A 14758-nucleotide genomic window follows, 5' to 3' on the forward strand; every position below is an offset into this window, starting at 1 on the left:
TAACAAAAATGAAATTACAATATAGGAAGCAATTATATACAGCCATACTTGGCGTAATGTGTATGACTGCGTGCAAAAAGGATTTTTTAAACGTGCAGCCTACTGATAGGATTGCAACGTCAGCTATAGAAACGGACACATCGATTTTTGAGGCTTATGTAACCAACCGTTATATAGGTGCTAAACTGCAGGATAAAGAAGGCGAAGGCACAAACCCGGGCTTTGGCCGTGGTTTTGAGTATAGCATGTGGAGTTCTGTTACTGATGAGTCTATTTATAATAATGATGATGCCACATGGCTGGTTCAAAGGGGCCAGTTAGCACCCGAAAACCTTGGAGGTGCGGGCGTGTTATGGGGTAGAAGCTATCGTAGTATAAGGGAATGTAATTATGCATTAAGTATTTTACCCAAATTACCGTTCAGCGCAGCTCACAAAACACGTATCGAAGGTGAACTTAGGTTTATAAGAGCATTTAGGTATCATGACCTGATAAGGAACTACGGTCGCGTAGTTTTAATGGGCGATAAGGTTGTTAATTTACAGGATAATTTGCAGGATCCTGCACTTTTTACACGTGCTACACTTAAAGAGAGTATAGATTACGCAGTAAGTGAACTTACCGATGCAGCCACTAAATTACCGCTGAATAACGACGGATCGTGGCTTTTGGGCCGTGCTACAAAAGGTGCAGCTTTGGCTTTAAAATCAAGATTAACACTTTATGCTGCCAGCCCTTTATACAATGTAGGTACATGGGCAGATGCAGTTACTGCTGCGCAGGAAGTTATTAGTCTTAATAAGTATGGTATTTATAGCGGCGGATATGCTAATCTGTTTCTAACCAATGAAACCAATGAAGCTATTTTTGAACGTTTGTATACCAAAAATGACAACCATGTGCATCTTGAAATTGCAAACGGGCCAAATGGATATGGCGGTTGGGCCGGTAACACACCTTTACAAAACCTGGTTGATGATTATGAGATGGATAACGGAAAACCTATTACAGATCCAACCTCGGGTTACGATCCCACGCACCCGTATGATAACCGCGACCCGCGCTTTGCTGCCACCGTTTTATATAACGGAGCCCCTTACCGTGAGCGTTCAATTGAAGCGTTTATACCGGGAGGTAAAGATAGCAGAGATGGAAATGAGAACTGGAATACAACTAAAACCGGTTACTATCTTAAAAAATTCATGAATGATGCTTATCCGTTACAAAACCCATGGGGTAACGCCGGTTTCCAGCCATGGATATATATGCGCTATGCCGAAGTATTGTTAAACTTTGCCGAAGCAGCCAACGAAGCCTATGGAGCCGATGTGGTACCTGTAGGTGCAACGCTGTCAGCCCGCTCTGCTATAAATATGGTAAGAAGCCGTGCCGGGGTAAACATGCCTCCACTTGCTCCGGGCTTAAGCAAATCACAAATGCAAGACGCGGTACGTTACGAGCGCCGTGTAGAGCTTGCCTTTGAAGAGCATCGTTTTTATGATGTACGCAGGTGGAAAATAGCCGAGGTTACAGAGAACAAACCAGCCGGTGGGGTTATTATAACTAAAAACGCGAATGGAAGCTTTAGTTATGCACCAAAGGTAGCTTTAGATGGTCGTGCTTTCCATCCGCAACATTACTGGTTGCCTATACCACGTACAGAGATACAGGCATCTAATAACCTGTTGCAACAAAACGACGGATACTAATAAGAGTTGAGATTTAGGGGGCCTGGTGGGATTGCCATCGCCCCCTTTTTATGTTATTTAAACTTTTATTATGAAAAAAGTATTTCTTGTGTTTGCTGCGCTATGTTTATTGAACGCGAGCTGTAAAAAAGATGTGGCGAACGTGAATTTGCCAGTTGTTACAAACCCCGAAAAGGGGCCTGAAGTTGCAACCGGCACGCCCGATGCCGCAAGTGCGTTAAAGGGCGTAAACTGGGCTGCCGATGGCGATAATTTTAGCGATGGTATCTTAGTGTTAAGTGGTCTCACCTCATCAGATAGTTACGCAACGGTATCTGCAAAGGCTGATGCCGTTCTTTCGGGCATCCAGGCAAACACCGGCGCTAATACGCTGAGGTTACCTGTTAATTATTCTACAACATCACAATTATGGTGGAACGCCTATACCGCTGTTATAGACAAAGCGGTAAGTAAAAATATGAATGTGATATTGGGCTACTGGGAGGCCCAATCATCAAAAGACGGGAAAATTGACAACGTTTCGGAGTTTTGGTCAATGTGGCAAACAATTGTAAATAAATATAGCAGCAACTCTCGCGTTTATTTCGAAATATTTAACGAACCACATGGTTATTCTTTAACCGATTGGACAACCATATGCGCGCAATGGTTAAGTAAATATCCAACAGTGCAGCAGGGCCGAATATTGATAAGTGGTACCTCGTATTCGCAGGATATTACAGGCGTAGGTGCTGATAGCAGGTTCGCTAACTGTTTGTTATCCATACACGACTACGCTTTTTTTAGTAACGGAAATATTAAAACTGCTGCTGAATGGGAAAGCAGGTTTAAAGCAAATGTAGGCAGCTACAGTAACCGTGCTGTTTTAACGGAGTTTGGGGTGCCCATGACCACCGCGAAAAATTATACTGGAGCAATAGCTGCCGATCAGGAAATTGCTTATATGCAGGGTTTAACCAACCAGGTTCGTGCCTATGGCATGGGTAGTGTTTACTGGCCGGGCATCCGTAATGGCGACAGCTACAGTATGCAGCAGCTAAACGGAACGGGTACCAATCTTACCGTATCAAACACCAATGCCTCGGGCCTTAGCAGGCTTAAGTATGGTTGGGGCGTAGGTACTGGCGGTACCGATGTTTTTTATCCATTGGCCTTTTACCGTTTTATTAATGTTAATAGCGGTCTTGCACTTGATGTTAATAGTTCGTCAACCTTAAGCGGTGCGGGAGTTCTTCAATGGTATCAAAATGGGGGCAATAATCAACAGTGGATAATTACAGATTCGGGTAGCGGCTATTATAAGATCACCAATCGTAATAGCAACCTTGCCCTTGATATAAATACGGCTTCAACCGCTGATGGGGCCGGTGTTATACAGCAGCAATTAAGCGGTGGCAATAGCCAGCAATGGCAGCTTGATACTATTAAAACAGGCGTATATAAGGTTGCTAACCGCAATAGTACCAAGGTGCTTGATGTAAATGGAGCAGTAACAACTGTGGGCGCTTCTATTATTCAGTGGCCATTGAATAACGATGCCAACCAGCAGTGGCAAATTCTTCAGCAATAGCATGCTTGCAATAAATAATAACTTATGAAAAAAACACCTTACCATTATTTTTACTTGTTTATAAGCCTTTTATTTCCGGGGTTTTTACAGGCGCAAAATTTAGCCAAACCTGTATTGTTTAACCAGGCCTGGAGTTTTCACATGGGTGATATTACAGGCGCCGAAAAAGGAAGTGATAATACCCAATGGAAAACCGTTGATCTGCCTCATGACTGGAGCATACAACAACCTTTTAGTGATGAGTGGGCCAGCGCTACCGGTTATTTACCGGGTGGCATAGGCTGGTATAAAAAAACATTTACTGCCAATGCCAGCTGGCAAGGTAAGCAGGTGTTTATTTATTTCGACGGGGTTTACAAAAATAGCGAAGTTTGGATAAACGGGCATTATTTGGGCAAACGGCCAAATGGATTTATTGCTTTCCAATACGAGCTTTCCCGGTATTTAAATTATAAAGGTAAAAATACGATAAAGGTAAAGGCCGATCATAGCGATTTTGCAGATTCAAGATGGTATACCGGTTCCGGGATCTATCGTAATGTATACTTGATTGTTAAAACCCCGGTACATGTTGGTTTGTGGGATGTTGCTTTTTCTACGCCAAAGGTATCCACGCAAAAAGCCGAAGTAAATGTAAAAGTTAATGTCACCAATAGCACTAAAAGCACTGCTGCAATAGGTGTAAAAGTTAACCTAATTGATAATGCCGGTAAAATTGTTGCTGCCTTGCAAAAGCAGGTAAGTGTTAAACCTGGTAGCAAGCAAGTGGAGTTTGATGGACAAATAAATTCGCCCCATTTGTGGGATGTAGAAACCCCTTCACTTTATAAATTACAGGTTCAGTTAACCCGTAATGGCGGGCAAATTGATGTGGTTGATCAACAAGTAGGCATTCGCAGCATTGAATTTGATAAGGATAAGGGATTCTTTTTAAATGGAAAAGGTACAAAGCTTAAGGGTGTTTGTATTCATGATGATGCGGGCGCACTGGGTGTAGCAGTACCTCAGGAAGTATGGGTACGCCGTCTTAAAATATTAAAAGAGGCGGGCGTAAACTCCTTACGCCTTAGCCATAACCCGCATGCCGATTATTTATATGATTTGAGCGACCGTATGGGCTTTTTGGTAATGGACGAAGCTTTTGATGAATGGGAATTGGGCAAAAATAAATGGGTAAAAGGCTGGAATGTGGGCACGCCGTCAAAAGATGGATATCATAAAGATTTTAAGGAATGGGCCGATCGTGATGTAAGCGATATGGTGATGCGTACACGTAACCACCCATCCATTATTATGTGGAGCATTGGTAACGAAATTGACTATCCTAATGATCCTTATACCCATGAAATATTAAACACGGGCAGAAACCCGCAGATGTATGGTAAAGGTTACCTGCCAGATCATCCTGCCGCCAGCCAGTTAACTGTTATTGCCAGGCAATTGGTTAAAGTTGTTAAGGCTGTTGATAAAACACGCCCGGTTACCGCCGCATTGGCAGGTGTGGTAATGTCTAACGAGGTGGGTTTCCCGGAAGAGCTTGACGTAGTTGGCTATAATTACCAGGAATACCGTTATCCGGAAGATCATAAAAAATACCCTAACCGAATTATTTACGGTAGTGAGAATGGCATGGCAACGCAAGCATGGGCCGCTGTTGATAGTAATGAGTATATATCAGCCCAATACCTATGGACAGGCATTGATTATTTAGGAGAGGCCGGTAGATGGCCACAACGCAGTAATGGTGCCGGGTTGTTAGACCTTGCCGGCTTTAAAAAACCGGAATATTTTTACAGGCAAAGCATTTGGGCAGCTAAACCTATGGTTTACATAGGTGCACGCGAAGTTAAAAAAGCCGAAGATAGGGGCATTTGGAGCCATAAGTCTGTACAACCGGTTTGGAACTGGCCTGCAAATAGTAAAATGCGCGTTGATTGTTTTACCAATTGCCAGGAAGCAGAGCTCTTTTTAAATGGAAAATCGCTTGGTAAATTATCACGAAGTGCAGCAAAAGGTAAAATACCTTCCTGGGAGGTTGATTATGAACCGGGCGAATTGACAGTGAAGGGATATAACAACGGCATCGAGGCCGATAGCTATACTATTAAAACCAATACCGAGGCATCAAATATTAAAGTATCGGCTGATGTAACCATGTTTGCCAAAAACACAAAAGGCCTTAGCCAGGTAGAAATACAAATTACAGATAAGAACGGCAATCCTGTTTTTGATGCAGAAAACGTACTTACAGTATCTGTTACCGGTGCTGCTAAACTATTGGGACTGGAAAGTGGCAGCACAAGTAGCCACGAAGGTTATCAATCGCCGGTTAGGGCAGCTGTACACGGGCGTTTATTAGCGTATTTACAAACAAGTGGCAAGCCGGGGAAAATTACTGTGCAGGTAAGTTCTCCGGGTCTTAAAACATCAACGGTTGTGTTAACGGTAAAATAGGCAGCCTAAGAAAACAATCCTCCTACATTTTAATTTTATGAAATTTTTTAAAATCCTTATCTTATTTACTTTACTATCCGGTGTTGAACTTAAGGCGCAGAATAGTAACCACACTTTTGCCTTGGGCGATAGCACTTTTTTGCTCGACGGGAAACCATTACAGATCATAGCCGGCGAAATACACTATACCCGTGTACCGCGTGAGGCCTGGCGCCAGCGAATGAAAATGGCTAAAGCGATGGGGCTTAACACCATAGGAACTTATGTTTTTTGGAACGTACACGAACCGCAAAAAGGTGTGTATGATTTTACCGGCAATAATGATATTGCTGCCTTTGTAAATGATGCCCGCGAAGAAGGTTTATGGGTGATATTAAGACCAAGCCCCTATGTTTGTGCCGAATGGGAATTTGGCGGCTACCCGTACTGGCTGCAAAACGAAAAAGGTTTGGAGGTTAGGAGCAAAGAACAGCAATACATCAAAGAATATCGCGAGTACATTAATCAGGTTGGAAAGCAACTGGCACCGTTGCAGGTTAACCACGGCGGCAATATTTTAATGGTGCAGATAGAGAACGAATACGGCTCATACGGGAGCGATAAGGAGTATCTTGATCTTAACCGAAAGATGTTTATTGACGCCGGTTTTGATGGGCTTTTATATACCTGCGACCCCGAAGCTGCCATAAAAGATGGCCATTTGCCGGGCTTATTAGCCGCAATTAACGGTGTTGACAATGTGAGCAAAGTTAAAAAGCTGGTTAAAGAAAACCATAACGGTAAAGGCCCATTCTTTATAGCAGAGTGGTATCCAGCCTGGTTTGATTGGTGGGGAACCAAACATCACACCGTTCCGGCAGAGCAGTATGTAGGTCGTCTTGACTCTGTTTTGGCGGCAGGCATTTCTATCAACATGTATATGTTTCATGGAGGCACTACCCGCGGTTTTATGAATGGAGCAAATTATAATGATAAAGATCCGTTTGAACCCCAAATAAGCAGTTATGATTACGATGCCCCGCTTGATGAAGCAGGTAATGCAACCCCCAAATTTATGGCATTTAGGGAGGTGATACAGAAAAATATGCCTTCGGGAGAAAAGTTACCGCCGGTACCCGCACCAAAAAGATCCATCAACATCCCGGGCATTAAATTAACGCATAGCATCAATTTATTAAATGTATTACCTGCGCCAAAAATCAACAGCAAGCCATTAACTTTTGAAGACCTTTCGCAAGATTATGGCTTTGTTTTATACCGTACGGTGCTTAAAGGGGGCAACAATGGTACACTGAAAATAAACGGCCTTCGCGATTACGCTATAATTATGCTAAATGGCAAAACAGTTGGTATATTAGATAGGCGGCTTAAGCAGGATAGTTTGTCTCTTGATCTTCCGCAAGGTAACGTAACGGTTGATATATTGGTTGAAAACTTAGGCCGTATAAATTTTGGTAAGTATTTGCTGCAAAATAAAAAAGGTATAACCGGCGAAGTAACTTTTAACAAAAAAGAGGTAAGCAACTGGAAAATGTATAGCTTACCTATGAATAATATTAACGATATTAAAATTAACAGCAACAATGCTGTAAGTAGTTCACCTGTTTTAACAAAAGGCAGCTTCACCTTAAAAGAAATAGCTGATACTTATTTGGATATGAGTAAATGGGGTAAAGGTGTAGTATGGGTTAATGGCCATAATCTTGGCCGTTATTGGCAAGTAGGCCCACAACAAACGGTTTACGTACCACAGGAGTGGCTTAAAAAAACAAATGAAGTTGTAGTGATGGAGCTGATAAAGCCCGGAATAAAAGAATTAAACGGATTGGATAAACCTATCCTGGATAAATTGCAATAGCATATAATGGATACAAGGTTCGTGGGTGAATTAATAAGACCGGTATTATTAAGACGGTTGACACTGGCTGTAGCTTGCATTGTTTTATTAGGTAGCTGCAAAACAGCCCCGTCACCTAATGGCACCGAACCAGAAAATACGCTATTTACGTTATTGCCGGCTGACAAAACCCACGTTGATTTTAATAATACGCTAACAGAAGGTTTGAACACCAACGTGCTGATGTATGAATATTTTTATAACGGTGGCGGGGTAGCCGTAGGCGATTTGAATGGCGACGGGCTACAGGACCTGTACTTTACGGGTAACATGACTGATAATAAGCTTTACCTGAACAAGGGAAACCTGCAGTTTACAGAAGTTACCATGGCGGCAGGTGTTGCCGGTCGGCCCGGCCCATGGAAAACCGGCGTTAGCTTTGCCGATGTGAATGGTGATGGTAAATTAGATATTTATGTATGTTACTCCGGTAAGCTTAGGGCCGAAAAACGGGGGAACCAATTATTTATAAACCAGGGAAACGATAATAATGGTGTACCTGTATTTAAGGAAATGGCAGCTAACTACGGACTTAATTTTTCCTCGTTTAGCACACAGGGTTATTTTTTTGATTATGATAAGGATGGCGATCTGGATCTGTTACTGGTTAACCACAACCCCAAGCGCGAGAATACCCTTGATGAAGTATCGGTTGCCGATTTAATGAGCAAAATTGACCCTGAAGCAGGCTTAAGACTTTTTAAAAATAATAACGGTTTTTATGAAAATGTAACATCTGTCGCCGGTATTATTAACACCTCATTATCTTACGGCTTGGCCGCGGGCATCGCTGATATTAATGGCGACGGAAACCCCGATATCTATATATCTAATGATTATAATATACCCGATAGATTGTATATCAATAACGGTAAAGGCCAATTTACAGATGAATTGCAGCGGCAAATGGGCCATACCTCTTTTTCATCAATGGGAAACGATATCGCCGATTTTAACAATGACTTGCTGCCAGATATTTACTCACTTGATATGTTGCCCGAAGATAATCGTCGCCAGAAAATGCTTTTTGCATCTGATAATTACGAGGCCTTTAACCTGAGTTTAAGAGTAGGGTTTTATTACCAGTATATGCGTAATATGCTGCAAAAAAATAATGGCGATAACACCTTCAGTGAAATTGGGCAGCTTGCCGGCGTTTCTAATACCGACTGGAGCTGGGCGCCTCTTTTTGCAGATTACGACAATGATGGCTGGAAAGATATGTTTGTCAGCAACGGCTACACCCGCGATTATACCAACATGGATTTCCTGAAATATGTGGGCGATAATTTGCGTAACAGGAAGGCCATGCGCCAGGATCTGTTAAATCTGGTTGAAAAAATGCCATCGTCAGAAGTTAAGAGCTATTTTTTTAAGAACGATGGCAATTCAACTTTTAATAATGTTAGCGCTGCCTGGGGTATCAGCCAGCCGGCAAACAGTAATGGCGCGGCTTATGCCGATCTTGACAATGATGGCGACCTGGATCTGGTAGTGAATAACATAAACAAACCGGCGTTTATCTATCAAAACAATTCGCAGGCGCAAAGCAAAAATCATTACCTATTGGTAAAGTTAAATGGCGCTGCTAAAAACACGCAGGGGATAGGTGCAAAGGTTATCATCTATTCAAAAAACAAAAAACAATACCTGGAGCAGATGCCTACACGCGGGTATCAATCTACTGTTACCACAGTATTGCACTTTGGTTTGGGTGGCGATACACAAGTCGATTCGTTACAGGTAATATGGCAAAGCGGAAAAGCACAAGTAATTGGCAATATAAATGCAGATAAGCTGCTTACCCTTAATGAGAAGGATGCCAATATGAACTACCTAAAGCCCGCCCTGTCGGGAGCCCTGTTTAAAGAAGCATCTGCACCATTTAAATACATCAGCACTAAAAGCACAGTAAACGATTTTAAGCGCCAGCCATTGATGGTTAACCCTTTATCCTTTTCGGGGCCTTGTATGGTTAAGGCCGATGTGAATGGCGATGGCCTTGAAGATATTTATGTTGGTGGTGATAGCGGCAAAGCGGGTAGCTTATATCTGCAGCAAAAAGGCGGGGCCTTCAAGCTATCGCAACAATCCGCTTTTGAAGCCGATAGCAAATGTACCAACACCGCAGCTGTATTTTTTGATGCCAATAATGACGGCAAACCCGATCTTTATGTATGCTCTGGTGGCTATAATGATTATACCGCCGCCGACCCCTTGTTGCACGACAGGCTTTACATGAACAATGGCCGGGGTAATTTTACAAAAAGCAATAATGCTTTACCCAAAATGCTGAGCAGCAAAAGTTGCGTAAAAGCCGCTGATATAAATGGCGATGGCTTTGCCGACCTGTTTGTTGGCGGCCGGGTGATACCGGGCAGCTATCCGCAAGCACCCGAAAGTTTTATTTTGATAAATGATGGCAAAGGTGGCTTTACAGATAAAACAGAGGCGTTTAATCCATCATTAAAGCATATTGGAATGGTAAGTTGCGCCGCCTGGGCTGATATGAATGGTGATAAAACCCCCGACCTTATCATTGCTGGCGAGTGGATGCCACTAATTGTTTTTGAAAATAAAAACGGCAAACTGATAAACGCTACTAACAAATACTTTGATAAAAACTATGCAGGCTGGTGGAACTGTTTAACGGTTGCAGATATTAACCATGATGGACATCCCGATATTATCGCAGGCAATATGGGGCTGAATACGCAATGCCGGGTTACCGACCAGGAGCCTGCCGAAATGTATTATAAAGATTTTGACGACAACGGATCAATTGACCCTATCCTTTGCTTTTACATTCAGCACAAAAGTTACCCGTACCTAACCCGCGATGAACTGCTTGACCAAATGAGTATCATGCGATCACGGTTCCCGGATTATAACAGCTATGCCGATGCTTCCATAAACCAGATATTTACGCCGGAAGAAATGAAAAATGCCGGGCGTTTAACAGCTAATTATCTTGCCACAGCCTGCTTTATCAGCACAGGCAAAAGCAATCGGCTGCTTTCAACCCAGCTTCCTATCGAAGCCCAGTATGCCCCTGTTTTCACTATAAATTTATTGGATTATGATGGCGATGGCAATAATGACCTGCTTATGTGCGGTAATATTGATCATACCCGCGTTAGGTTTGGTAAATACGATGCAAGCTACGGTGTGCTGTTAAAAGGCGATGGTAAGGGGCGGTTTAGCTACATCCCGCAGCAAAAATCGGGGTTTAAATTAACAGGAGATGTTAGATCGGTAATGGAAATAAATGGCACCTATTTGTTTGGAATTAACGGCATAGGCATTAAGGCTTACCGGCAATAAATTAAAATGAGAAAGCTCCTTTTTATATCGTGGTTGTTTAGCTTTTTTCTGCTGATCAGTAGCTGTGGCCCGGCTAAGCAGCCCGAACTGCATGGTGATGACATAGGCAAAGTTATAGCGCAAATGACAAACGTGATGGTGCACGATGTTACCAACCCGCCTTTGGCCGCACGCTTTTTTGCTTATACCTGCCTGGCCGGTTATGAGGTTGTTTCGCAGAATGACATGCATATTAAAAATATGCATGAGGTATTGAATAATTATCCGGCTTTTAATAAGGCAAAGGCAGTACGGGGTAGTAATTACCAGCTTAGTGCGGTATTAGCTATGTATAAAACAGCCCAGAAACTACAACCCTCCGGCGTTTTGCTTAAAAAAAGCGAACAGCAGTTTTTAGATTCGTGCAGGCTAATAGGTTTTTCAGATGCGGTTATCGATAGCTCGATAAGCTATGCTACCGCCATAAGCAAGCAGGTTTTAACTTATGCCAAGGCTGATGGTTATAGGAAGATAAGTACTTATCCGCGCTATACGCCCACGGGCAATGCCGGCACCTGGGACCCAACGCCACCATCATACATGGCACCGGTCGAACCTTATTTTTATACCGTAAGGCCTTTAACACTCGATTCTTCTTTTCAATTTATATCTGTTTCGCCTGTGCCTTTTTCCACGGAAAAAAGCAGCGCTTTTTATAAATTTTTGCTTTTAAACTATGCTAAAGGCGAAAATGGACTTACTACGGCCGAAAAAGATATTGCCAATTTTTGGGATTGCAATCCCTTTGCAGTCCAAAACGACGGGCATATGGTTATGGGGTTAAAAAAGATATCGCCCGGGGCGCATTGGCTTGGTATTACAGGTATTGCCTGCAAGCAATCAAAGGCCGGCTTTTCTAAAACAGTTGAGGTTACTACAACTGTGGCAATAGGGCTTATGGATGGGTTTATTAGCTGCTGGGCGGATAAATATAAAACCAATAGGGTTAGACCCGAAACAGCCATCAGGAAATATATAGATCCGCATTGGAAACCTTTTTTACAAACACCGCCCTTCCCGGAATATAGCAGCGGGCATTCTGTAATATCAGCAACATCAGCGGCTATACTTACATATTATTTTGGCCCCAATTTTAGTTATACCGATAGCACCGAGATAAATTACGGCATACCTCCCAGGAAGTTTACATCCTTTGATCAGGCAGCAAAAGAGGCGGCAATTTCACGTTTTTTAGGTGGCATACATTTTAAAGATGCTATTGATAATGGCCTGGTGCAGGGTAATAAAGTTGGGAAGTGGGTACTCCAAAAAATGAATAAAAATTAATATCTAATATATCCAAAATGAATAACTGGCGAACGGTAAGGCGTTTTTTAATAATTATTTCCATTGTTTTTTTATGCCCTGTAGTAGGGAATGCTCAATCTAAAATTAAACATCTCAATAAAAAGGCAATTACTAACGGGCCATATAGTGCTTACCTGTTCACCTATTTTACCGGCGATAAATCAGGAGAAGCTATCCGCTTCGCGTTGAGTAATGATGGATATAATTTTCGGGCGCTAAATCATAATAAGCCGGTTTTAAATTCGGCAAAAATAAGTTCTACTGGCGGGGTTCGTGATCCGCACATCCTGCGTGGCGCCGACAACAAAACTTTTTTTATGGTAGCTACCGATATGAATACCGATAAATTTGGTTGGGGACCCGACTATGCGATGGTGCTTTTAAAGTCTACCGATTTAATTCACTGGCAATCGCACATTGTAAATGTTGCCGAAACCTTTAAAGAATTTGCAGGGGTTAATCGTGTATGGGCACCACAAACTATTTATGATCCCAAGGCAAAAAAATATATGATTTACTGGTCAATGCGGTTTGGTAACGAACCCGATAAGATCTATTATACTTATGCCAATAAAGATTTTTCGGGCCTTGAAACTGTACCTAAACAATTGTTTTTCAAGCCGGATAACGGCGCTTGTATAGATGGTGATATTATTTATAAAGACGGTAAATATCATCTCTTTTTTAAAACGGAAGGTACCGGGGCAGGTATAAAAATAGCGGTGTCTGATAAGCTTACAGAAGGCTACATATTAATTGATAAATACGTACAACAAACAAAATCGCCAGTTGAAGGGGCGGGTGTTTTTAAACTAAATAACAGCCGCGACTATATACTGATGTATGACCGATATACCGAAGGGAAATATCAGTTTACCCGTAGCAGCGATCTGGAAAATTTTAAAACTATAGATGATGATATTACTATGGACTTTCATCCGCGGCATGGTACGGTAATGCCGATAACAGCCAAAGAAGCCGCAGCATTAACCAGGCAATGGGCAAATACCGGCGATATAATGCTATCGGCTGCTAACAGGCAGATAAAAAAGAATAACATGGTTTTAGATACGGTTGCCTATAAATTGCAGCTTATGGTTAACGCAGGTACCGACCTAAGGAAATTCGATCCGGGGTTTAACATATTTCCTGGCATAAAGGTGCAGCCTAATACAGCACAGAATTTTACAAAAGGCGCGGTTAAGTACACGGTAACCATTGGCGATAAGAAGCCACAAGTTTATAACGTGACCGCACTTGAAACCCATAATCCAATTGTTAATGGTTACTATGCCGATCCTGAAATATTATATGCCGAGAAAGACGGGAAGTTTTACCTGTATCCCACAAGTGATGGCTTCGATGGCTGGTCTGGCAATTACTTTAAAGCTTTCTCATCTACCGATTTGGTTAGCTGGAAAGATGAGGGTGTGATACTTGATTTGCCGAAAGACGTAAGCTGGGCAAAAAAGAATGCCTGGGCACCGTGTATAATCGAAAAAAAGGTAAACGGCAGCTATAAATACTTTTACTATTTCGCGGCAGGGCAAAAAATTGGCGTTGCCACGGCAGATAGCCCTACAGGGCCTTTTATTGATTTGGGTAAACCGCTTATAGATAAGCTTCCTGAAGATGTTAAAGGAGGGCAGCAAATTGATGCCGATGTTTTTAGCAATCCTAAAACAGGTAAGAACTATTTGTATTGGGGCAATGGCTACATGGCCGGTGCCGAGTTGAATGAAGATATGGTATCATTAAAACCCAATACAACGAAAATATTAACACCAGATAAGCATTATAACGAAGGCACCTACGTTATTTATAGAAAAGGTATCTACTATTTTATGTGGTCAGAGAATGATACTCGCAGTCCTGATTATACGGTGCATTACGGAACATCAGATTCACCTCTTGGCACTATTAAAGTTCCCCAAAACAACACGGTAATAACAAAGAACGGAGCAGCCGGTATTTATGGAACCGGCCATAATTCTGTTATACAAGTACCCGGCAAGGACGAATGGTATATTGTTTATCACCGCTTTACCTACCCCAAGGGGATTATCATGGGCGATGCCGCGGGTTACAACCGCGAGGTTTGTATAGATAAGCTTACATTCACTGCTGATGGTGCTATTGAACAAGTTGTACCTACGCATAAAGGCATCGGCCCGGTAAAATTAAAGTAATCTCATCTGTAACGACTATCAATAGTTATCTGAGTTGTCCTGAAATAAGTTGACAATAATTAAAGAATAAATATAGTCCTTGTCAGGTAATACTGGCAAGGATTTTTTGTTGGTGAATAGTGTTTGGTGTTAGATAGTTTAAAGCTGAGGCCTGCGTTGATTATACAATTTCACAGCTTGTCCGATCATTTTCCTGGCTTGTTGGATATTACCAGGCTTTACGATCAGAAACTCCTCTTTCAGGATACCATTTATGCGCTCAGCTAAA

Annotated in this window: 8 protein-coding genes; 7 read left to right on the plus strand and 1 reads right to left on the minus strand. The window is 42.2% G+C overall.

The features are described 5' to 3' along the window. The first annotated feature begins 8 nt into the window (after positions 1-8). The 7 genes from NPE20_RS17710 to NPE20_RS17740 all read left to right on the plus strand — a co-directional run bounded on the left by NPE20_RS17710 (position 9) and on the right by NPE20_RS17740 (position 14490). The gene (locus NPE20_RS17710; RefSeq protein WP_256540022.1) at positions 9-1709 is read left to right on the plus strand and encodes a RagB/SusD family nutrient uptake outer membrane protein; all 1701 of its coding nucleotides are present in this window, start codon (positions 9-11) and stop codon (positions 1707-1709) included. Positions 1710-1779: 70 nt separating this feature from the next. Then, positions 1780-3279, plus strand: a complete 1500-nt coding sequence (locus NPE20_RS17715; RefSeq protein WP_256540023.1) for an RICIN domain-containing protein — start codon at positions 1780-1782, stop codon at positions 3277-3279. Between the two features lie 24 nt (positions 3280-3303). Then, complete coding sequence (locus tag NPE20_RS17720) at positions 3304-5733, plus strand: glycoside hydrolase family 2 TIM barrel-domain containing protein (protein WP_256540024.1); 2430 nt, start codon at positions 3304-3306, stop codon at positions 5731-5733. A 37-nt stretch (positions 5734-5770) separates the two neighbouring features. After that, on the plus strand, positions 5771-7591 hold the full coding sequence (locus NPE20_RS17725; protein WP_256540025.1) for a glycoside hydrolase family 35 protein: 1821 nt from the start codon (positions 5771-5773) through the stop codon (positions 7589-7591). Between the two features lie 6 nt (positions 7592-7597). Continuing rightward, entirely contained in the window at positions 7598-10954 is a 3357-nt protein-coding gene (locus tag NPE20_RS17730; protein WP_256540026.1) for a VCBS repeat-containing protein, read from the plus strand. A 6-nt stretch (positions 10955-10960) separates the two neighbouring features. Continuing rightward, positions 10961-12280: a vanadium-dependent haloperoxidase gene (locus NPE20_RS17735; RefSeq protein WP_256540027.1), complete on the plus strand. Its 1320-nt coding sequence runs from the start codon at positions 10961-10963 to the stop codon at positions 12278-12280. Positions 12281-12297: 17 nt separating this feature from the next. Further along, positions 12298-14490, plus strand: a complete 2193-nt coding sequence (locus tag NPE20_RS17740) for a glycoside hydrolase family 43 protein (RefSeq protein WP_256540028.1) — start codon at positions 12298-12300, stop codon at positions 14488-14490. A 138-nt stretch (positions 14491-14628) separates the two neighbouring features. On the opposite strand, the gene NPE20_RS26990 is transcribed toward NPE20_RS17740, so the two are convergent. Further along, a partial coding sequence (locus NPE20_RS26990; RefSeq protein ID WP_435529214.1) for an integrase core domain-containing protein occupies positions 14629-14758 on the minus strand: 130 nt, incomplete at its 5' end.

The organism is Mucilaginibacter aquariorum, from assembly GCF_024498135.1.
In the GTDB taxonomy this organism is placed as follows: Bacteria; Bacteroidota; Bacteroidia; order Sphingobacteriales; family Sphingobacteriaceae; genus Mucilaginibacter; species Mucilaginibacter aquariorum.

What these genes read in the sequence shown, in the direction of transcription:
- NPE20_RS17710 (WP_256540022.1), top strand. Translation starts at nt 9, where the DNA reads ATGAAATTACAATATAGGAAGCAATTATATACAGCCATACTTGGCGTA.
- NPE20_RS17715 (WP_256540023.1), top strand. Translation starts at nt 1,780, where the DNA reads ATGAAAAAAGTATTTCTTGTGTTTGCTGCGCTATGTTTATTGAACGCG.
- NPE20_RS17720 (WP_256540024.1), top strand. Translation starts at nt 3,304, where the DNA reads ATGAAAAAAACACCTTACCATTATTTTTACTTGTTTATAAGCCTTTTA.
- NPE20_RS17725 (WP_256540025.1), top strand. Translation starts at nt 5,771, where the DNA reads ATGAAATTTTTTAAAATCCTTATCTTATTTACTTTACTATCCGGTGTT.
- NPE20_RS17730 (WP_256540026.1), top strand. Translation starts at nt 7,598, where the DNA reads ATGGATACAAGGTTCGTGGGTGAATTAATAAGACCGGTATTATTAAGA.
- NPE20_RS17735 (WP_256540027.1), top strand. Translation starts at nt 10,961, where the DNA reads ATGAGAAAGCTCCTTTTTATATCGTGGTTGTTTAGCTTTTTTCTGCTG.
- NPE20_RS17740 (WP_256540028.1), top strand. Translation starts at nt 12,298, where the DNA reads ATGAATAACTGGCGAACGGTAAGGCGTTTTTTAATAATTATTTCCATT.